19 protein-coding genes are annotated in these 20064 nt (G+C 36.4%); 5 read left to right on the plus strand and 14 right to left on the minus strand.

Annotation, left to right across the window (positions count from 1 at the left end):
* Positions 1-20 precede the first annotated feature (20 nt).
* The 8 genes from G5W_RS0102080 to G5W_RS0102115 form a co-directional block, all read right to left on the minus strand.
* Complete coding sequence (locus G5W_RS0102080; RefSeq protein ID WP_010093776.1) at positions 21-779, minus strand: (S)-benzoin forming benzil reductase; 759 nt, start codon at positions 777-779, stop codon at positions 21-23.
* Position 780: 1 nt separating this feature from the next.
* Positions 781-1776: a phosphotransferase enzyme family protein gene (locus G5W_RS0102085; protein ID WP_010093777.1), complete on the minus strand. Its 996-nt coding sequence runs from the start codon at positions 1774-1776 to the stop codon at positions 781-783.
* A gap of 53 nt (positions 1777-1829) precedes the next feature.
* Complete coding sequence (locus G5W_RS0102090; RefSeq protein ID WP_010093779.1) at positions 1830-3200, minus strand: dipeptidase; 1371 nt, start codon at positions 3198-3200, stop codon at positions 1830-1832.
* A gap of 140 nt (positions 3201-3340) precedes the next feature.
* On the minus strand, positions 3341-4477 hold the full coding sequence (locus G5W_RS0102095) for a bifunctional cystathionine gamma-lyase/homocysteine desulfhydrase (protein ID WP_010093781.1): 1137 nt from the start codon (positions 4475-4477) through the stop codon (positions 3341-3343).
* 1 nt (position 4478) lies between these two features.
* A complete protein-coding gene (locus G5W_RS0102100) occupies positions 4479-5414 on the minus strand; it encodes a PLP-dependent cysteine synthase family protein (RefSeq protein WP_010093782.1) in 936 nt (311 codons plus the stop codon).
* An 86-nt stretch (positions 5415-5500) separates the two neighbouring features.
* Positions 5501-5959: an S-ribosylhomocysteine lyase gene (locus G5W_RS0102105; RefSeq protein ID WP_010093783.1), complete on the minus strand. Its 459-nt coding sequence runs from the start codon at positions 5957-5959 to the stop codon at positions 5501-5503.
* A 16-nt stretch (positions 5960-5975) separates the two neighbouring features.
* The gene (locus G5W_RS0102110; RefSeq protein ID WP_010093784.1) at positions 5976-6614 is read right to left on the minus strand and encodes a class I SAM-dependent DNA methyltransferase; all 639 of its coding nucleotides are present in this window, start codon (positions 6612-6614) and stop codon (positions 5976-5978) included.
* Between the two features lie 224 nt (positions 6615-6838).
* Positions 6839-7471, minus strand: a complete 633-nt coding sequence (locus tag G5W_RS0102115) for a YhcN/YlaJ family sporulation lipoprotein (protein ID WP_010093786.1) — start codon at positions 7469-7471, stop codon at positions 6839-6841.
* A gap of 167 nt (positions 7472-7638) precedes the next feature.
* On the opposite strand from G5W_RS0102115, the gene G5W_RS0102120 reads away from it, so the two are divergent.
* Complete coding sequence (locus G5W_RS0102120) at positions 7639-7875, plus strand: YhdB family protein (RefSeq protein WP_010093787.1); 237 nt, start codon at positions 7639-7641, stop codon at positions 7873-7875.
* 435 nt (positions 7876-8310) lie between these two features.
* Here G5W_RS0102120 and G5W_RS0102130 read toward each other — a convergent pair whose 3' ends face one another.
* The 6 genes from G5W_RS0102130 to G5W_RS0102155 all read right to left on the minus strand — a co-directional run bounded on the left by G5W_RS0102130 (position 8311) and on the right by G5W_RS0102155 (position 15471).
* Positions 8311-9156: an anti-sigma-I factor RsgI family protein gene (locus G5W_RS0102130; protein WP_010093788.1), complete on the minus strand. Its 846-nt coding sequence runs from the start codon at positions 9154-9156 to the stop codon at positions 8311-8313.
* A complete protein-coding gene (gene sigI, locus G5W_RS0102135) occupies positions 9153-9881 on the minus strand; it encodes an RNA polymerase sigma-I factor (RefSeq protein ID WP_010093789.1) in 729 nt (242 codons plus the stop codon). The genes G5W_RS0102130 and sigI overlap by 4 nt, the downstream gene beginning before the upstream one ends.
* A 327-nt stretch (positions 9882-10208) precedes the next feature.
* On the minus strand, positions 10209-11039 hold the full coding sequence (locus G5W_RS0102140) for a S1 family peptidase (protein WP_010093790.1): 831 nt from the start codon (positions 11037-11039) through the stop codon (positions 10209-10211).
* A gap of 4 nt (positions 11040-11043) precedes the next feature.
* Positions 11044-13086, minus strand: a complete 2043-nt coding sequence (locus G5W_RS0102145) for an ABC transporter ATP-binding protein (RefSeq protein WP_010093791.1) — start codon at positions 13084-13086, stop codon at positions 11044-11046.
* On the minus strand, positions 13086-14834 hold the full coding sequence (locus G5W_RS0102150) for an ABC transporter ATP-binding protein (RefSeq protein WP_010093793.1): 1749 nt from the start codon (positions 14832-14834) through the stop codon (positions 13086-13088). The genes G5W_RS0102145 and G5W_RS0102150 overlap by 1 nt, the downstream gene beginning before the upstream one ends.
* A gap of 409 nt (positions 14835-15243) precedes the next feature.
* The gene (locus G5W_RS0102155) at positions 15244-15471 is read right to left on the minus strand and encodes a hypothetical protein (RefSeq protein WP_010093794.1); all 228 of its coding nucleotides are present in this window, start codon (positions 15469-15471) and stop codon (positions 15244-15246) included.
* Positions 15472-15567: 96 nt separating this feature from the next.
* Between G5W_RS0102155 and G5W_RS0102160 the strand changes: the two genes are divergently transcribed.
* The 4 genes from G5W_RS0102160 to G5W_RS0102175 all read left to right on the plus strand — a co-directional run bounded on the left by G5W_RS0102160 (position 15568) and on the right by G5W_RS0102175 (position 20017).
* On the plus strand, positions 15568-16122 hold the full coding sequence (locus G5W_RS0102160) for a beta-class carbonic anhydrase (RefSeq protein ID WP_010093795.1): 555 nt from the start codon (positions 15568-15570) through the stop codon (positions 16120-16122).
* Positions 16123-16225: 103 nt separating this feature from the next.
* A complete protein-coding gene (locus G5W_RS0102165; RefSeq protein WP_010093796.1) occupies positions 16226-17755 on the plus strand; it encodes a spore germination protein in 1530 nt (509 codons plus the stop codon).
* 10 nt (positions 17756-17765) lie between these two features.
* Positions 17766-18881 (plus strand): GerAB/ArcD/ProY family transporter, encoded by a 1116-nt coding sequence (locus G5W_RS0102170; protein WP_010093797.1) that lies wholly within the window; start codon positions 17766-17768, stop codon positions 18879-18881.
* Positions 18878-20017 (plus strand): Ger(x)C family spore germination protein, encoded by a 1140-nt coding sequence (locus tag G5W_RS0102175; protein WP_010093799.1) that lies wholly within the window; start codon positions 18878-18880, stop codon positions 20015-20017. The genes G5W_RS0102170 and G5W_RS0102175 overlap by 4 nt, the downstream gene beginning before the upstream one ends.
* Positions 20018-20064 lie beyond the last annotated feature (47 nt).

Consider the following 20064-nt stretch of genomic DNA (forward strand, 5'->3'; position numbering starts at 1 on the left):
TCTAATGACATCTTTTTTCATTAAAAATATTCATTTACATGATAGATTTTTCCATTTTCAATACTTGCCTCATCATTCAAAATATCAATTAAAACCCCACCAACAGTTTCTGTATGACGTAGTTGATTATTTTCTTTATAGCCTTTAAATTTATCAACCTCTGCAAACGCCTCTTTTGCACTAGAGCGAATCGTTTCTTGCATGTTGGTATCCATTATTCCTGGATTGAAGGCAATGATTTTGTGACCAGTCTTTAGAACATCTTGTTCTAATGCTGCTGTTTGTGTATACATATTAATGCTTGCCTTCGAACTGCAATAGGCACTCCAACCAAAAATTGGTCTTTCCGCTGCACCAGAAGTTATATTAACACCGATAAAGGATGTATTTAAAGAAGTCGCGAACTTCAACAACTGATTCATTAAGAACATTGGTGCAACAGCATTTAACTGAAAGTGATCCGATAAAGATTGATGGTCTAACTCCATTACACGATTTATCGGTTCAATCATTGCCGCGTTATTGACTAAATAGATTACTGTTGGGTTATATGTCGTAATATCCTTTGTGATTAGCTCAACCGTTTGTGCCATTTCACTTGTTTTCCCTAGGTCACAAGAATAATGGTGGAAGTTTACGGTGTTAGTTTTAGCAACCTTTTCTAAACGGGTATTTATATTTCTCGAGACCCCAAAAACATGGATACCTGACTCGAGAAACAACTTCGCTATCGATTCTCCTAATCCTTTAGACACTCCAGTGACTAATGCTATTTTCATATCAATCCCCTATTCTTCCATTCACCAATACAATCGGTTCACCATTCTCGATTCTGTCCTTAATATCCTGCATCCTCTTCTGCAGTAGTTCATTCCGGTCTTCCGTAGCAATCTTTTTATGAAGAGCAGCGTAAAGTGTAATATCACGAACCTTTAAAAACAAAGGTAACAATGTTTCCCATTCTTTCGGTGGTTCCATTTCTTGTTGGTAGCCGAACATGAACGCAGTAATAAATCGATTAGCAAACTCCTCTTTACCAGGCATATTCTTATTTGGAAATAACGAATAACAAGAATAATATAATGGAATGGCGATATCTGAAACATGCCAAAAGTAACAAGCATCATCAAAATCGAACACATGAATACCTTTACCATCATAGAAGAAGTTTCCATTATGTACATCGTTATGGATGAGCCCAAAGCCTTCTTCTCTAGGTAATTCCTTTAAAACCGCTACTACTTTCTTTGTCTGTTGGATCACTAGCTCTTCTTGAGGAACGTACTTTTCCAATTCAAATAAATCATCCTCAAACCATTGCTTACGGAATACGGCATCTGGTTGATATTCTTTTGTAATTCTATGCATTTTTCCGATTTCTTTGCCCCAACTCTCAAAAAATGGCTCTGAAAATCGTTCATCATTAGAACGAATGGGTACCCCGCTAACTTTTGAAAACAGGCAAGCAAAAAAGATGGTACCATCTTCCGCTACTTGTTTTTCTATTAAGTTCTGATTTATGGATGGGAACACTACAGAAACATTTGCACCATGTTGATGTAAAAAGTTTATCCAATCTAATTCACCATATAGTTCTTCCTCACTTCGGTGGGAACTATGTGTGATTCTCAAGATATATGTTTCCTTACCACGATAAACCTCATACACATAATTTTCAAAGTCCCCTAGTAATTTATACGTTTTATCAAGATTATATTCCTTCAAAAAATCATCTATAATCCCTGGACGAAATACCCTCTCCACAGCATATTCCATCTTAATTCCCCCTATAGAAAGATATTCCCAGGAGTTTTCCTGGGAAACACTCGTTACTTATTATTCAATTCATGCCAATAGTATATTAATGTCTCCATTCCCTTATCATAGCTATCAAGTGGAAAGCTTTCATTAGGAGAATGCAGACGGTCTTCTGGCGTTCCAAATCCTAGTAGAACAATTGGAATATTATAGATGTCTTCTATCCATTCCACTACTGGAATAGATCCACCCATTCGAACATATACAGTCTCTTTCCCAAATGCTCTTGTATAGCTTGTCGCTGCTTTTTGGATTAACGGATGATTAGGTTCCACTTTATATGCTTTTGCAGATAGCTTTTCTTTTTTTACACTTACAGTTATTCCTTTAGGTGCTACTTTCTTTACATGTGCTTCCAATGCATGTTGTATTTTTACTGGCTCCTGACCAGGTACTAAACGACAGGTTATTTTGGCGGTTGCTGAGGTAGGAATAATTGTTTTGGTTCCTTCCCCCTGGTATCCACCATAAATGCCATTGATTTCAAACGTCGGACGTGCCATCGTATGTTCTTTCGGTGTATATCCTTCTTCAGATACAGTTTCTGTAATACCAGTCGCTTTAACAAAATCTTCACCTGGAACTTGTTCAATCAATTCTCTTTCTTCATCTGATAAACCAACAACGCCATCATAAAAACCATCAACAGTAACCACTTCATCTTCATTTTTCATGGATGCTAAAATATGGCTTAATGCCATTATTGGATTTCTCACGGCGCCCCCATACATTCCTGAATGCAAATCATGGTCAGGTCCAGTTACTGTTATTTCAATTCCAGTAAAGCCCTTTAAACCATATAGGATGGTAGGCTGATTTTTTGCAACCATTCCTGAATCTGAAATTACAGCGAAATCAGCTTGGAATAGGTCCTTGTTTTCCTGAAGCATGGCATACAGATTCTCACTGCCTATTTCTTCTTCCCCTTCTAAACACACCTTAACGTTGAGGGGAAGGCTACCTTCTGTTTCTAATAGTGCCTCAAACACAGCCAGGTGCATGAATACTTGCCCTTTATCGTCACTAGCCCCCCTTGCATATAGACGCCCGTCCCTCACCTCAGGTTGAAACGGATCACTCACCCACAACTCAATAGGATCTACTGGTTGAACATCATAGTGTCCATATAATAAAACCGTGGGAGCATTCGGACCTGCTTTTGTATACTCTGCAAACACAATCGGATGTTTTGAAGTGCTTATCTTTTGTACGTTTTCAAACCCTAACTCGTTTAGATAATCCTCTAAGAAACTTGCAGCTTGTTGAACATCTTTTTTATGTACACTATCTGTGCTCACACTTGGAATGGATAAGAACTCATTTAATTTAGTTAATAAGCGATCACGATTTTCTGTTAAATATTCTAATGCTTTTTGACTCATTCATTCACATCCTCTTCACTATATTGTGTCTATTTTAGCATAGATTGAATAGGAATAACTATCTGATTTATTACCTTAAAAATAGATAGTAACATCAATTAGAAAGGCGTATGTTATGTAACATACGCCCCTAATGCAAACTATTCTGTTAATGCTTGCTCTAAATCTTCTATTAAATCTTCAGCATCTTCTATACCGACAGAGACACGAATCAGTCCATCCGTTATCCCAAGCTCTGCTCTTCTATCAGCTGGTATGGATGCATGAGTCATTTTTGCAGGTAACGAGATTAAACTTTCAACAGCACCTAGGCTTTCTGCAAGTGTAAAATACTTAACCCGCTCTAAGACTTTCTCAGCACGTGCCCCACTACCAACATCAAAGGAGATCATACCTCCAAAACCTGTTGATTGATTTTTCGCTATCTCATGACCCAGGTGAGATTCTAAGCCAGGGTAATAGATTGTTGAAACTTTATCATGTCCCACTAAATATGAAGCTAGCTTCTTCGTATTCGATTCTATAGCTTCCATCCTTAATGCTAATGTTTTAATCCCACGCATAAGAAGCCATGAATCCTGTGGCCCTAATACGGCACCAACAGAATTTTGCAGAAAATGAACCTTTTCAGCTAATTCCGCTGAATTTACAGCAACTAAACCAGCAACGACATCACTGTGACCACCGATATATTTTGTTGCACTATGCAGCACGATATCAGCTCCTAAGCTAAGGGGTTGCTGCCAGTATGGTGTCGCAAAAGTATTATCTACAATCAGAAGCAAATCATGCTCTTTCGCTATTTCTGCCATCTTCTTTAAATCGGTAATTTTGAGTAGTGGGTTGGTTGGCGTTTCAATATAAAGTGCCTTCGTATTCGGTTGGATTGCATGTTTGACTTTCGCTGGGTCACTAGTATCGATAAACGAATGGTCTAAATCGAAGCGATTCAATACCTTAGTCATTAATCGATAAGAGCCTCCGTACACATCATCTGTTAATACAACATGGTCACCAGAGTCTAAAAGCATCATAACCGTTGTAATGGCAGCCATTCCTGATCCAAACGCAAATCCGTGAGTTCCATTTTCTAAATCTGCAATGACGGTTTCTAAAGCATGACGCGTTGGATTACCTGTTCGCGAATACTCATATCCACGAAAATTACCAACTCCATCTTGCTTATACGTGCTAACTTGATAAATCGGAACAGAAACCGCTCCGGTTTGTTCGTCACGAGTAATTCCACCGTGAACCATTTTTGTTTTTGAACGCATCTTATATCTCCTCCCCTATTACTTCAGGGTAAATTTGTTTACTTAAATATCGGTCACTACTATCTGGAAATATGACAACTATATTTGCACCTTCATCTGCTTTTTGCGCCTCTTTAACCGCAGCATACATTGCTGCTCCGGATGAACTCCCTACTAAAATGCCTTCACATCTAGCAAGTTTCTCCACCATATGAAATGCATCATCATCTTGGACCGTGTAAATTTGGTCAAAATAACGTGTATCGATGAAAGGAGGGAAAAATTCCATCCCGATTCCTTCCGTACGGTGCGATCCAGGTTTTCCACCAGCAATAATTGACCCTTCAGGTTCCACTATCACTGTTTTTATATTGGAATTTTTCTCTTTAAAAAAACGTGAACATCCCATGAATGTTCCTCCAGATCCCGCTCCTGCTATAAAAACGTCCAAATTACCATTCAGGTCTTCCCAAATTTCTGGTGCTAATGTCTTATAGTAGGTATTCGGATTTGCATGGTTAGAAAACTGTTGTGGTGAATAGCTATTTGGAATCATTTCTAATAATTCCTTTGTTTTCTCTATTGCTCCAACCATCCCTTTTTCTCTAGGAGTATGAACAATTTTAGCTCCAAGCGCTTGCATAATTATTTGTTTTTCCTGACTAAAATGTTCCGGAACTACAAATATTACGTTCAATCCCTTTGAACGGGCAGATAACGCTAATCCAATGCCAGTATTTCCAGCGGTAGGTTCAATAATCGTACCGCCAGCTTGCAGCATTCCAGATTGCAAAGCATCCTCTATTAACTCTACACCGAGGCGATCTTTCACACTTCCACCAGGATTGTAGAACTCTAACTTGGCATAAAGATTAACATTTTTCGGAAGATCAAAATGATTAATCTTTATTAATGGTGTTTGACCGATTAACTCATGTAATGAGTGATAAATTGCCATTTCTTCACCCCATCATCTAAAGGCAACTCAATGGGGAACCTGGTATGAGTTCTTTACCGAAGTACCCCATTATTTGATATTTATAATTAGAATACTTCTCTCCACTCATCCTTTTTCGCTAACATTTCTTCTGCAATTGATTTAGCACCTTCTAAACTATGATTAGCAGCCCATCCACATTGCACTTCATTACATGCTGGAACTTCATCGGCAGCTAAGACATCCTGTAATGTTTTTTCAAGTGCAACTAACGCTTCATCATAGGAATCGTTGTTTAAAATAGAAAGATAAAATCCTGTCTGGCACCCCATTGGACTAATATCCAATACATTATCCATATGATTTCGGATATTTTCGGCCATTAAATGTTCAATTGAATGCAATCCTGCCATTTCCATATGCTCTTTGTTTGGCTGCTTAAAACGAATATCATATTTATAGACCTTGTCACCATTTGCCCCTTCTGTTACTCCCACTAATCTCACATATGGTGCTTTCACCTTTGTATGATCTAAGTTAAAGCTTTCAACATTCATCTTTTTCATGTGCTTCTACCTCTCCTTATTCTTTTTTTGCTATAATTAACCAAACAAATTCATTCATTTGTTTGAAAGATACCGTAAAGTTATGCTTTGTAAAAATTCCTTCGATAGTCTCCATTGTAGGATAATACTCTCTTCGCAAGTCTGCTGCTAAATTGGTAAAACCAATTTCTTCTGCTTCACTCGTCTTTTTCTCTTTTGCTTCCAATGTTTCGAACATGGTATCAGCAAAAACAACCTTTCCATTTACTTCTAATATATCAGCAAACTTCTTCACAGCATTATCCTTCTCATCATCGGTTAAGTGATGGAAGGCATACGTACTTACTATCGTATGAATTGGTATAGTTGGTATAGGATATTCTAAAAAGTCTCCATCCATTACTAATGCTTCTGGAAGTTTTGCATTAGCAATTGCTTTCATTGCAGGGGAAGGCTCTATACCAATGATATCATGACCCCTCTCTAGCAATTTCTCCGTTAGATTCCCTGTTCCTACACCAAACTCCAAAATGTTTCCTTCTGAGTTTTTAGCTACTTCCACCAAGATATCATCATATGCATGAAATACCTCTTTATACTCTGGATCATAACCACTAACTGTGTTGTCATATTCCTCTGCCCAGCCTTCAAAAATATCTAAAAATTCTCTCCCCATATATACCCAACTCCATATAATTTTTTTAAATCATAGTAAACAACTATGTTTAATATGGATTATATGTAATACACTACCATATGTTGAGGAATATGAAAAGAATTAGATCCTTCCCTCTTTTACTATACACCTTTTTGAAAAACTCGCATTCGCACTGCGAATGTGCTCGTTTTTGCTAACTGCTAAAAAAATAGTACTCCCATTCGGGAGTACTATTGGAGTATCTATTTATTTTCCGGAAAGACGCGTTCAATCATGTTGCCCATTTCCTCAAAAAATCCTTCAATTGGTTCGCCGTTTTCCAAATCATTTGCATAATTATCGGCTAGGTCCATAAAATCAGGGTTAGTGGATACATACACATTGTCAATGTCATGATCAACAGATTTTACTACTTTTGAAATTTGTTCTTTTACCTCATCGGTTAGCTCCGAAGTTTGTCCATCTTGCTTGTTATCAACTTCTGCCGCAACATATGCATTGTTATCGGTAGTGAATACATACACGTTATCAATACCTTTAACTCTTTTCTCGATTAAATCTGCAGCTTCTTCGGCAACATCATATTGATTGGTTTTTTCACCATTTCCATTGCCGTCATTGCCATTATTGTTAGCTGCATTGTTATTTTTTACATTCCTTATTTGAGTTGGATTACCATCATACGTGTTACTTTCCTCTATATCGCGTTGGAGCGTGTAGTTCCGATGATAATCCGTATCATCGTTATTTTGAAACCTTACTGGTTCAATATTATTATTATCGGTACCCTGTTGCCCCTCTTCATCCTGATTCCCGCATCCAGCAGCAACGAGTAAGAATGATGTCGCTGCAAGCGTTATTATTTTATTTCTCATAATCATTTCACCCCTCTCTTTTGTTTTTTTAGTATGTATCGGTTGTATCTGTTTATGCTAATTAGAGCCCACCTTTAATTGGTAACCACACCAAATATGTTCTAGAGAAATATATATATTATACGGGGAAGCTATAATTACCCTTGGAGTTTTAAGGAGGGGAATTCATGGATATTCCAGACTACGACAAGGCGCTTTACTATACGTTATGGGGACAATGGGATGACTTATTAGTATTAATGGTACGGACAAAGGATGATTTATTATCCAAAAAGATACAGAACTTCCTACATGCCTACCATTATTCGTTGGATGATCGAAGAATTGTTGAATCGCATGAAAATCTTCTTTATTATATTGACCACGCGATGAAATACACACCATCGGCAATTATGGAAGTCTAACGAAATCGAAACGATTTTCATGCTCAAAAAAAACATTCAGGGTAGGCTAAACAGCTTACTCCTGAATGTTTTTTATAATCAGAAACCTAATCCTGATTCTTTCCATTTCCCTTTTGACCTTTTTCTTGGTTCTTATTTTGACCATTTCCAGGCTGTTTTGGCGTATTTCCTTTGAGTTCATTCGTTTTTCCACGGTGGTCATTAGATTGATTTTTCTGTATGTCAGCTGGTTTGGATTTAGGTTCATGAGAACCCTTGTTGTTTTTTTCTGGATGCCACTTTTTTTGATTGTTTTTATCTTGTTTTTTTTCTTGATGTACCGAATTGTGATTTATATTATTTCCATTAGACTTGTCCGCTTTTTTCTGTTGGTGCTGATTTTTCTTTTGTTCGTTTTTTCCGGTTTTGCAGCGTTTATTTCTCCATTCTTACTTTTTAATTCACTTGGATGTGGACGTTGTTCAGTGGGCTGTACAGTCTCCACATTATTTTTTGCATAGATGGCTTTACCTTAGTTTCCTGTGGTACTTCTTCTGTTGTAATTTCCACTTTTGTTTTTGGATGTTGGTTAAAAAATGATTGCAATACCTTTGTGTCTTCCTCTGAAATAGAATCAACTTTCTCCACTGTTTTTTCTTTCACTGTATTAGCTAAGACCTTATTCATAGAAATGTTTTTCTCTTCCGCGGTCTCTCTAATCTCTTCTGGAATTTCCACGGTAATAACATCCCATTCAGAGGCTTTCTTAGTAAAGTGTTGGTCTATCGCATCTAGTACGGTATTATTGGAATCTTCTTCCACATAATGTACCCCAATTAACACATTCTTTTCATCATTCACTAAGCCAGTTTCTTCACTTGCAGCAATAATTTTATCAACTACTCGTTCAATATCTTTTCCCTTCACATCACCAAGTTTCTCAATCAACAATACCGCGTCATCGTTAAAAGGTAGAATACTGATAACCTCTAAGTCCTCATTAATTTCCACTTCTATACTTGGATTTATATCAATATCAACATAGGCATACGTACTATTATGATTCGTCCACATATAAAATGGTAGTAATGCAATTAAGAAAACGCATGCCAATGCGGCGACTCGCATCGTGAAAAACTTTTCCTTCAAAACAGCGAGCCATTGTTTTTGAATTATTGGTTCATATTCTACTTCAAATCCAATTGATGCATTTGCAATTGGATACGCTTTTTCGAATAGGCCATCATCGGTCATCACGATGGTAAAACCCCGATGCTGTTCCATGACTATTCCTTTTTTCACTGACCTACCCCCTTTAAGTAATCTTGTAGAAAGACATAATCTTCACCAAGAATAATGAAGATTGCCAATATAAATTTCCTGTTTCGTTCTAACGTTTTCTTACTAACATCAACTTTTTTAGCTAACTCTTTAATAGGAAGTTTTTTCTTCTTTTCAACATATTCCCGTAGCTCTTGATCATCTCGGATTAGTCTTGCGATTCCAACTGCAGTGTCTCGGGCATCACGATGCTTGGGAGCAACTTCCGCTATTTCCGCAAGTGATAATTTATACGTAGCAAGCTTTTGCTTAAACTCCAAAATTTCCTCTCTACGATACCAAGCTTCTTGCTCCTGTTGGTAAATCTCTTTTACTGCTTCTAGTTCAGTTGGATTTTCCATACTCTCTTCATCATATGTTTCATCCAAAGAGATTGCAGCAGGATACTTATTTTGGAAACGAATATAATCAATTACCTTACGCTTAATAACCAAATTTGCAAAAGTTAGAAAAGAGCTACCTCTATCTGGAGAGAACATGCGAATTGCCTCATTAAAAGCTGACAGTCCTATACTAAACTCATCATCGCGTTCCGTGTCAATATATCGTTTACACACTTCTGAAACGCATTTCGCAATAAATGGTTGATAACTCTTTAGTAAAAAGTTAAGCGTAACATCATCACCATTTTGCGCTTTTCTAATTAACTCTTCTAAAGGGATGTCTTTTAATAATTCATTTGTCATCGGAGATCACCCCTAGCATTCATATATTTCGTTTGTGTTACATATTTTTTGGGTGTGTTATATATATATTTTATCAAATTATATCGATTTATCATTAAATAAGTCATGTTTGTCCACCATTACATTAATTTTATAGTTGAATAGGACTATCTTATCGTATAAATATTACAGGCACTGTCACAGAAGAGTTACAGTTTGTTTAAATTATGTTAACTTCCCCCACAAACCAAACTGGTTCCTGATGAGAAAGAAAAATATTATCGGAACCATAAAAAATAGAAGAGTGTACACGACTCTCTTCTATTTAATATCGGTAAGTATATTCAATTAAGAAGTAGTATTTTTTTCTTGTTGCTGTAAATAATCAATTGGAATGAATAGCCCTACCTTCCCATGCTCTTCATGATCTAGTGTTGCAAAAATAACCCCAATTACTAAGCCTTCCTCATTAATAATTGGACTGCCACTATTCCCTCGGTAAACCGGTGCTTTAATCATAAGCACTGGTCTATCCCAATCCGATAATTGTGTATAGCCAATGATTGTTCCTTCATTAGCAATTCCATTAAAAGCAAGTGGGTTTCCTATAAATGAAATATGTTCATTCTCCTTAAACTGTGCAGTTTGGGCCAATTCCAGATAGGGTAATTCTTCCTTTGTTTCTGTTTTTAATATTGCTAAATCCACATCTGGATAATTCTCTACTACTTCTGCTTTAAACAACCCTTCTTCTGGGAAGGCAACTGTAACACTTGTTTCTTCATCCACTACATGGTGGTTTGTAATGATATAACCATCCGCAGAAATAGCAAAACCTGTTCCTTTACTTTCTTCCGTTTCTACGACAACAACTGCTGCCTTATAGGACTTTATCTCCTCGTCAACAGATAATTTTGTTGAAGTAATGAGAAAATCTATTGCTGGTATTGAAAACGTTTGTGGCAGTATTGCAATCACATTAATAAACAGCACTATGGCAATAAGCCAAAACGTCCACTTTGGAAAGGGACGCTTTGGCTTTTGATCTGGATTCTCCAATTTAGACTTTAAAAGCGCATCTTTTCTAGCTTGATCCACTAGTTCATACAGTTCTTCCTCTTCGAATTCTTCATATAAGTCTTGGTCAATCATATCATTTTTTTGCTCATTTTTATCCATCAAGTCACCCCACGTTGGACGAATTTTGGGAGATTCCTTGTTGCATCTTATACATTTGATAATAGGTACCTTTTTCAGCAATCAGTGCTTCATGGTTGCCCTCTTCTATAATCTTACCATGTTCAAGGACAAATATGTTATTTGCTTGTTGAATGGTTGATAGACGGTGAGCAATTACAAGGGTAGTTCTACCTTTCTTCAATATTTCTAATGCTTTTTGAATGACATTCTCGGTTTCGGTATCAATATTTGCCGTGGCCTCATCTAAGATTAATATTGCAGGATCAAATGCCAGAGCTCGCGCAAAGGAGATTAACTGTCTTTCGCCCAACGAATACGTACTTCCACCTTCTGTAACTTTCTCATCATATTTCTTAGGAAGCTTTTCTATAAACCGATCTGCTCCTACTGTTTTTAGAGCTTCTATTGCTCTTTCACGGCTAATTTTCGGATCATTCATCGTGACATTAGAAAGAATAGTTCCAGAGAACAAGAATGGATCTTGTAGTACAATTCCCATGTGGCTTCTAACTTGCTGCCTTGACCACTCCATTGTGTCAAATCCATCAATTGTAATCTTGCCTTTTTGCGGATCGTAGAAACGGAATAATAAATTCATGATAGAACTTTTACCTGAGCCTGTATGACCAACAAAGGCTACTGTTTCTCCTGCTTTAATGGAAAGCGAGATATCCTTTAACACATACTCTTCATGATCGTATGCAAAGGAAACGTTGTCAAATTCAATATTTCCTTTGTATCGTTTAATGGGATCCTGAACAACCTCTTCTCCATCAATATCCATAAGTGCAAACACCCTAGTACCAGCAACTCTAGCTTGTTCTAATAATGGCAATTGGTTAACGATATCGTTCACTGGCTCAAATAATCGTGTTAATAAATCAACGATTGCATACAACATTCCTATCGAAATCATCGTATTTAAATCCAATGAAGCGGAACCAAAGTACCAAATGAAGGCTACGAATGCAATATTACGAAATACATTTACTAAATTAAAAGAAGTTAAGGCACTTAGTTTAATTAGTTTTCGCTGATATTTAAAATGTCTCGTATTTAACTCTTCAAACTCTTCTTTCGTCTTCTCTTCTCTTCGGAAAGCCTGGATAATAGTCATTCCTTGAATCGCTTCATTTATCTTCCCATTGATTTCACTAATAGTAGAACGAATAACTTTATTATACTTCGTTCCAAAGAATTTATAGAATTTCATCCACAGAATAATAAGAGGAATTAATAATAAGAACCATACCGCTAATTTTGCATTTAAAATAAATAATGCAACAAAAATTCCTGCCATATAAATAGCGCTAGTGATGATGATACTTAATACACGTTCATATAAATCTCGGATTGCTTCCGTATCGTTCGTTATTCGTGCAACGATTTTCCCTGCAGGCTGATCCACATAATAATTGATAGGAATCCGCTGCGTATGTTCAAAAACGTCTATACGCATTTTTTTCACTATTTGATTAGATGCCTTTTGTAACAAGAATGTCTTATAAAATTGAAAAACAGCTGCAATCAATAGTAATCCAACATATAAACCTAATAGCATGAAAATCGGTCTTTGTTCAGGCTTAAAGAAAGAATAGATGTCTGTTACCGAAATCTTTTGCCCTGGGAAAGTTAATTCTTCAGATTGTGAGATAACGGTAACCGTATCATCCTCAAAACTTCTTTCACCAAGTAACGGTACATCCCCGTCCACCAGATAATAGCTAGGTCCTATTTGCAAAATTGTATTCTTGCTTACTTGAATATCCTCATTTTCTATACGGTCGGAACGCTTGTAGTAGCTATCATTAAATTCCACTGTGTTCCGGTCGTTATTATCGGAAACTTCAAACCAAGTTCCCTCGATACCTACAATATGTTCATCAATGATGGTCTTTGCAATTAGCGGCCCCGCTAACTCTAAAGCTGTCGCAATCATCAAAAAGACAATACCTAAAATAATCTTCTTCTTGAATTGTAGAGCATATTGAAATAATCTTCTCTCTGTCGATCCCTTAGTCTTCATTAGGAGATCACCTCCTCATCATCCAGCTGTTGTTGTTCATACTGCTCCTTATACCACCCATTATTCTTCATCAGTTCTTCATGAGTACCTTCTTCGGCAATCTTACCGTCTTCTAATACAATTATATGGTCTGCATGTGTCACTGCTGAAAGGCGGTGAGCAGCAATAAAGGTAGTTTTATTTTTTCTTTCTTCACGCAAGTGTTCAATAATTTTTGACTCAGTTTTTCCATCCACTGCTGAAAGGGAGTCATCTAATATTAAAATTTCCGGGTCTTTAATAAATGCTCTAGCTAGTGCAACCCTTTGCTTTTGACCGCCAGATAGTGTTACACCACTTTCTCCAACTTTGGTATCTAGTCCTTGTGGAAGCTGTTTAATATCCGTTAAGAAGTGTGCAAGCTCCATCACTCGGAAAATCTCCTCGTCTGTTGCATCACTTTTCCCGAATTGAATATTCTCCCTGACACTTTTAGAGAACATAATTTGATCCTGAGGTACATACCCAATCCAAGAACGAATTTGTTCTAATGTAAGGTTCTCCACATCAACATCAGAGATCATAATTTTGCCTTTTACACCTGGGTATTGACGTAACAGCAACTTAAACAATGTTGTTTTTCCAGAACCCGTTTTTCCAACAACTCCGATGGTTTGCCCCTTCTTCACCTGTAGTTGAATATGCTCTAATTGATTAACCTTTGTACCAGGGTAGGAGAAGGATACATCATGAAAATCAATTGAATACACATGAGAAACAGCTACTGGGCTGATTGGATTTTGAACATCCGCCTCATAATTAATCGTTTCATTAACACGATCCAGGGAGGCATTACCACGTTGTAAGACGTTTATTAATTCGCCTACTGCAAACATTGGCCAAATCAACATACCAAGGTATACGTTAAACGATACTAGGTCTCCTAACGAAATCACATTTTGGAATACGAGAATGGTCCCATAGCCAAGACCTATCGTGTAAGACAAGCCAACCAATATTTTCATAGTCGGTTCAAACATCGCATCAATTTTTGCAACCGCTATATTTTTTTGATAGACGTCTTCTGTCATTGCTTCAAAATGATTTCTATCCTGCTTTTCCTGAACAAACGCTCGAATAACTCGGATTCCGCGTATTGATTCTAGTACTTCATTATTCAGATTACCAAACGCTGCCTGTGCTTCTGTAAATCTTGCATGTATGGCCGCACCGTATTTATTCATAATAATAGCCATAATCGGTAATGGTATTAACGCTGCCAGAGTTAACTTCCAGCTAATAGTGAAGCCCATCATAGCGATCAACATGAACATAAACGTTGTGGAGTCAACCAAGGTTAAAACCCCAAAACCAGCTGTTTGGGCAATAGCCTTTAAATCATTCGTACTTCTGGCCATTAAGTCACCTGTCTTGTATTTTCCATAGAATGTTGGTGTCATTCGAAGAAAATGATCGATTAACTTCGTTCGTGTCCATCTTTCCAAAATAACAGCACCACTGAATAAGGTATAATCCCATAGGAAAGAAATACTATAATGGACAATAATCAAGACTAGATATCCAACAATAATGATTGTTAATAAATGAGCTGTGAGTGTCTCAAACTGTATATGATCAATTGCAAAACCTAGTAATCTTGGTGGGATTAATCCGATCGCACTTGCCATGATTAACGAAATAATCGCAAACGTATAACGTTTCCAATAATGCTTAAAAAACCAATCTAACTTCTTAAATACTTGAAACATGGTTTATCACCTTCTTTTCTCTCGATGGTTAACTTTTTTTGAGTTCCTAATTTTTCCTATCCAGTACTGTGAAACGATATTTTTGTAATAAAAAATGCATGCGCCAATGACGCATGCAAGTAAGTTAGGAAACAACTAATAGGACAGAAATTCCCCTAAATATTACAAAAAGGCCACAGCACACAGTGACCTTACATAAACGATTAAAAATATGCCAGTAATTAGAATACATTTCTCCGCTTAGTAGAGGCCACATGAAATATAAAATTGTATTTTGATTGTGTTAAAATAATGTTTTTCATTTTCATGCCCTCCTTTACTATTTTTTAATACTTCACCATTATAATTTGGTATATTTTAGAAGTCAATAAGTTTTTCAAAAAATTATTCCTTTTTAAACATCTACACTTCACTGTTTAATTTGTTTATTCGGTCCAAGGAAGAATTCAATGATACGCTGGACACAATCTGAGGGTAAATTTATACCATATGATATTTCTGCAATGCTTGCTTGCGGATTCTTTTTGATAAACATACTTACCTTGTCTAATTCAACCAAACATTCTTGACAAATATAAAAGGCACTATATCGCTTTGGTTTTTTACATAATTTACAAATCTGTACGTGTCCATTCATCATCTCTCCCCCATTCTAATAAAATATTTTCTATATAGTTCGAAAACTGGTATAGTTTTTATGGGGTATTTTACCAAACTATAAGGAGTGATAAGTATGCATCTTGATGACATGTTAACGTATAATAAAAAATTTGTGGAAGAAAAAGAGTATGTACAATACCAGACAGATAGTATTCCGAACAAAAAAATGGTAATCTTCACATGTATGGAATCTCGTTTAGTAGAACTTTTACATAGGGCGCTGAATATTCAAAATGGTGATGTAAAAGTCGTAAAAAACGCTGGAGCCATTATCCGTAAACCATTTGATAGCATCATGAAAAGTATACTAGTAGCTATTTTTGAACTTAAAGCCGAAGAAGTTACCGTCATTGGCCATCACGACTGTGGTATGTCCCGTGTTGATACAAAGGCATTAACCAATAAAATGATAGAAAAAGGTATCGAAGAAGAAACTATCCACACACTGAAACATGCTGGTATCGATTTTGAAGAAGAATTTCATGGATTCGATACGGTTGAAGAATCGGTTCTACAAAGTGTTAACTTGATTCGAAATCACCCACTTCTTCCACCATATGTCAAAGTACATGGTCTCGTAATTGATCCTGGAACAGGTAAAGTTGATATTGTTACAAGAGAGGACTAATCCTCTCTTTTTTTATTCTTCACTACCCTCTTTTATACATAAATTCCCCATTTCTCCACAAGCTAAGTTCTACTAGTTACTTGCAATGCCTGGAGGTTTTTTTGTGTGGAGGAAAAAAACAGAAACCAAGATAAAAGAAAATAAGAAGGAAACAGATATTTTCCCTATAAAATTGGATAAGCTTGAAAAGATACTGAAGAGAGAATTTAATAATGATCCAGATTTAAAATTCAATCAATATACGGTTGGAGATAAACGAGTTGCTGTTTTTTTTATTGATTATCAAATTGACTCAGATCAGGTACAAAAAGGATTACTAACACCATTAGTTCACTTTGATAGAAAACAACTAAAACTGTCTATAAAAAATTTACAAAACAATCTCCCTTTAAGTACAGGTTCAACCATTGATAAATTAGAGATGATACTCAGTAAGCTAATTATTGGTGAAGTTTTTATTTATATAGAAGGTGACAACGAAACATTAAGTTATCTATTTCCAATTAAAGAAAGTCGATCATTAGAAAAGGCAGAAACAGAGTCTCTTGTATTAGGACCAAAAATTTCGTTTACAGAATCACTGGCAAAGAATATGAATATTGTGCGCTGGCGGATAAAATCACCAGACTTAATTTTTGAGGAATTTAAGATAGGAACTCTTTCGCCAAAAGATGTCAGATTAGTATACATGAAAAACCTCGCAAATGACGACGATATTCAAACGATGAGGCAACGCTTGCAAGAACTGGACGTGGACGAGGTAGAGGATGCTATCGTTTTAAAGCAGTATTTGGAAGACTCCCAGACTAATTTATTTCCACAGTTCGATATTACAGAACGTCCAGATCGCTTTACCTATGGTGTTACTAAAGGTAAAGTCGGAATTTTAGTTGAAAATAGTCCTTCAGGTTTTATTGCTCCTGCTACTATGTTCAGCTTCTTAGAGTCAACAGAGGATCTTTATATGCGTTGGCAGGCTGGTACTTTTTTACGTATATTGCGTTTCTTAGCCATGTTTTTCTCTATTCTTGTTACACCAACATATGTAGCAGCACTGACATATCAGTATGCCATTATTCCAACTCAGATTCTTATTTCCATTGGGCAATCTCGTGCTGCAGTTCCATTTCCTCCTTTATTTGAAGCTATTCTACTTGAGCTCATTCTTGAGCTATTACGAGAAGCTGGAGCACGTTTACCGACAAAAGTCGGTCAAACAATGGGTATAGTTGGAGGTGTTGTAATAGGTACTGCTGCAGTGGAGGCGGGGCTTACAAGTAATATTCTCATTATTGTAGTTGCGATGAGTGCACTTGCTTCCTTTACGACTCCTAGTTACTTATTTGGTACAACTATCCGGTTAATCCGTTTTCCATTAATTATTTTAGCGGGGCTATTCGGATTATTAGGTATTGTATTTGGATTGGCACTAATCATTATTCATGCAGTTAGATTAACATCACTAGGAAGACCATATTTAACGCCAATTTATCCATTACAAATAAAGGACTTCAATAAAATACTATTCCGGACCCCATTTAACCATACTAGTAAACGTGCCAAATCTTATCGTCCTAAATCTATCAGAAGATACAGTAAAGAAGATGCAAATAAGACTCGTGATATTGATTAGTAGGTGACGTATGAAAGTAGATGTATCCATTCAACCAGGAAATAGCATTCGAGCACTATACCTTTTCTTTATTATTTCCAGTATACAGATAGGTGTTGGAATAATTGGCGCACCACGATTTATATTTACAGAAGCACATAGGGATTCTTGGATTTCTATTTTGATTGCCTTTGCGTATATTTGTATATTATTACTTGCAATGTTTTGGATTCTTAATCAATATGAGAGTGCTGATTATTTCGGAATACAAGTCGATATATTCGGTCAATGGCTAGGTAAATTATTAGGAACTATTTTAATAGTACATTTAGGAGTTAGTTTTTTTTCGATTTTACTAACCTATATTCAAGTTATACAACTTTTTCTATATCACACATTTCCTAATTTAGCTCTTAGCATTTTGATCATGATTTTAGTCCTCTACACTATCTTTGGTGGACTACGTGTTGTGGTAGGAGTTACATTTATTTTATTCCTATCTACTATTTGGTTGTTATTTGTTTTGTATGACCCGATGACGAGAATGAATTGGTATAACTTATTACCTATGTTTGAAACTTCATTTCCGGACCTATTAAGAGGAGCCAGGGCAACAGCTTACACACTTTCAGGATTCGAAATACTAATGATAATCTATCCGTTTATCCAAAATAAAAACAAAGCAAAACTACCGACATTCTTAGGAGTTACCTTTTCAACCTTCATTGTGTTACTTGTAATGATTATTACGATTGGTTATTTTAGTGCTGAAGCGTTAGAACATATTGATTGGTCATTACTAATTCTATTTAAAACCGCTTCCTTTACCTTTATCGAACGGTTAGATTACATTGTCGTTGTGATGTGGCTTATGGTTATTCTACCGAATCTAGTTCTCCTGCTATGGGCAATGGTCTATGGGTTAAGGCGTTTATATAAATTACCTGAAAAAATATCACTTTGGTTAATCACAGCGCTTATTCTAATTTTAGTTAACTTCTTCGAATATGGGTATGAAGTCTTTCAGGTTACTGACATTGTAGCCAAATATGGATTTTGGATTACGTATGTTTATCCGTTCCTTCTAATTCCCATCATCCTCGTGAAGAATAAGTGGAAAAAGCGACAAGGAAGTGGTAGTGGTTGAAACTATTAAGAATTTCTATCTTGCTATGTAGTTTACTATTACTTACAAGTTGTATTGAAACCTTACAACTAGAGGATCTAGGAATTATATTATCACGAGGAGTCGATTCTACAGAGGATCAGGAGCTCGAAATCACCATGGCAATCTTGCAGTTTATGAAGGACGCTCCGAGTACAACGAAAACAGTCTCTGGAAGTGGTAAAACCCTTAAAGCAGCTGTACAGGACGCTAATAAAAGTGTTAGTCAGGAAATAGTCCCAGGGAAAATAGACCTAGAAATATACGGTAGAGACTTAGCAGAACAAGGTTTAAATCCTATTTTAGATACATTGAGAAGAGATGCCGATATCCCAAACACCTTATTGTTAGCAGTAGCAGATTCCAAAGCGAGTGAATTATTCACTGTTGAAGAAGAGAGTATTAATACAAACTTAGGTGAATTCCTACGAGGGCTGATTCAGCCCGGAACGGAAGAGCAATTATTCCCTGAAGTGCCATTGCCGGGTTTTTCCACTACGATTAGAAATGAAGGCATCGACCCTATTTTACCGATATTGGGGTTACGTGATGGGTTACCTGCTTTAGTTGGTATTGCTTTGTTTAAAGACGATAAAATGGTCGGTGAGCTTCCGTTAGAATATGAAGGTTATTTTAAAATGATGGAAGGAACCTTACGTAATTACTTTTTAAACCTTACCGTTCCAATTAAAGCATTAGAACCTTACCTCGTTGACATGAAGCATGCTGAGCAATTTGATCACATCGATATGTCTTTGGTGGTTGAGAAAGGCAAATCCAAAATCAAGCTAAAAAACAAAGAGAAACTTCAATATGATACAAACGTAAATATAAAATTAAATCTTCAAGAGATTAATGTACCATTAAAGTTAGATTTACCAGAAGCCGTTTCAAAACTAGAGAATGAAATAGAAAAAAAGATCAAAGAAAACTACGAAAACATCTTATCCCATTTAAAAGAAGTGAATTCAGATGCTTTTGGATATGGGATAACCTATCGAATTCAGAATAAAGACGGAAAACTAACTGATGAAGAATGGGATGCTAAATTCCCTCAAATAGAAGTGAAGTACGATGTTAAGGCTAGAATCGTTCAACAGGGAGAGGTCCACAGATAATTAGGTTTATCACCTTCCCGAATATTATTAAGCGTATACTCAAGTGG

The sequence above is a fragment of the Ornithinibacillus scapharcae TW25 genome (assembly GCF_000190475.1).
Lineage (GTDB): Bacteria > Bacillota > Bacilli > Bacillales > Amphibacillaceae > Ornithinibacillus > Ornithinibacillus scapharcae.